The 2,082-nt window shown below is 33.8% G+C and carries 1 protein-coding gene and 1 pseudogene; one reads left to right on the top strand and one right to left on the bottom strand.

The annotated features are described in order from the left end of the window. Positions 1-867 (bottom strand): annotated as a pseudogene (wmk, locus tag ACIPNH_RS00230) (WO male-killing family protein Wmk); the annotation flags it as partial. Positions 868-964: 97 nt separating this feature from the next. Between wmk and ACIPNH_RS00225 the strand changes: the two are divergent. After that, positions 965-1,894, top strand: coding sequence for an Rpn family recombination-promoting nuclease/putative transposase (locus ACIPNH_RS00225; RefSeq protein WP_400770791.1), 930 nt, complete (start codon positions 965-967; stop codon positions 1,892-1,894). Positions 1,895-2,082 lie beyond the last annotated feature (188 nt).

Below are 2,082 nucleotides of genomic sequence, written 5' to 3'. Positions count from 1 at the left end.
GAAATTCCTTCCTTAACTAAATTCTTTGCAATTTTCATCTTTTCTACTTTCTTCACTTTCTCTTTGCAAATTTGTATGCTTTCAAACATAGATTTTATTAGTGCATTACGTAGTTCTTGACTCTCAATTTTTTTGTATTCTTCTATTAACCTTGATAGTTCCACTTCACTATTCTCATTTTCTGTTGTTTCTGGAAGTAGGTCTGTAATACTAATTGATAGTACCTTTGCTATTTCATCTAACATTTCAAGTGAAACAGCAGCTCGTCCTTTTTCATATTCATATATTCTTTGATTTATTATGCCCACTTTACTTGCTAAATCTTCTTGTGTGTATCCTCTTCTCAACCTCCATTCTTTTATTCTTTGACCTACTTTATACGGAATAGAAATTTTTTTCTCATCATTATCATATTCATCAATAGATAAACTGGTCGTTTGAGAGATAACATGAGCAGAAACTCCTCCCTTAACTAAACCCTTTGCCACTTCTATTTTTACTGCCTTTCCACTCTCTTCCTCACTAATACGGATGAATTTAGTTAATAAATAAAACGTTTCACGTAATTCTTGATCCTTAATCTCTCTATGTCTTCTTACTAACCTCTTCTCCCTCATACCTTTCCTCATTTGATACTTCTTGTCCGCAAGCTAGATCTCTAGCAGTTGTTGATAATGCTTCTGCTAACTCATATAATTTCTTAATTGAAATTCTGCGTGTTCCTTTTTCATATTGCAGTATTACCTGATATGTTGTTCCGATTTTTTTTGCTAAATCTCTTTGAGTATATCCTCGCTTTAACCTCCAGTTTCTTACTTTTTGTGCTATTTGGTATCTTAGAGAGATAGTAGTAGTATGCTTTGCCATACAGAAATAAATATTATACAGGTTAACATAAATCAAAATTGTTGAACATTTCTTCAGAATTGTGTATAATTATTAATGCTTTTTATCTTACTTTCTCATGGCTCTTTCTAAGTTCCTTGATGCTCGCAATGATATCGCTTTTCGCCGTATCTTTGGTACCGAAAAAAATAAAGATATTCTTATTCACTTTCTCAATGATATACTAGGTCTTACCGATGACAATAAGATTAAAGATGTCTCCTTTCTCAGTCCCATTCAAGACCCTGTAATTGCCTCTCAAAAGCAAAGCATTGTTGATGTTCTCTGTGTTGATTCTACAGGGGTCAAAACCATCATTGAGATGCAAGTCGCTAAAACAAGGGGCTTTGAAAAACGTGCCCAATATTACGCTGCCAAAGCTTATTCAAGTCAAGCTGATGTAGGTGACCAGTATCATGATCTTAAAGGGGTTATCTTTATTGCTATTGCTGATTTCATCTTATTTCCTAATAAGCTAGCTTATAAGTCTGATCACGTGACTTTTGATAAGATGACCTTTGAACATGATCTTAAAGACTTTAGTTTCACTTTTATAGAGCTACCAAAGTTTAATAAAACAAAAGAAGATCAATTAGAAAATATTGTTGAAAAATGGATCTATTTTTTTAAGCACGCAGATGAAACGAGCGAAGAGGATCTAAAAAAAATAATAGGTAGTGATGTAATTATTGGTAGGGCTTATGGTGAGTTAAACCAATATAACTGGAGTAAAGAAGAACGTCTTGCTTATGATCAAGCTAAGAAACGTACCGATGATTATTTATCTACCCTTGAAGAAAAACTTCACGAAGGCATCCTTATCGGCCATCAAAAAGGTAGGGTGGAAGGTATTCAAATTGGCGCAGAAAAAGGGAGAGAAGAGGGTGAAAAACAGACTAAAATAGCTGTGGCCAAAAACTCACTCAAGGCCGGTGTATCTATTGATGTTATTGCTCAAATTACCGGTCTCTCTCATTCTGAAATTTTACAACTCAGGGAAAAAACATAAATACTACAACTTATTCACTTCAACATTTATGAAAACCTTCTCTAAGTTATACATATCCCCTCATTAAGAATCTAGTGAACTGTCTAAAACAGCTATGAAGATTGTACATAGAATTATATAAATTATAGCATTTCTCATAATAGTCCGAACAGGTCATAGGAAGGCAGAATCAACAGCACGACGAAAGG

The sequence above is a fragment of the Wolbachia endosymbiont of Drosophila barbarae genome (genome assembly GCF_044752445.1).
GTDB lineage: Bacteria > Pseudomonadota > Alphaproteobacteria > Rickettsiales > Anaplasmataceae > Wolbachia > Wolbachia pipientis.
Note: the sequence above shows the minus strand (reverse complement) of the source record. Positions and strands in the feature narration are given on the sequence as shown.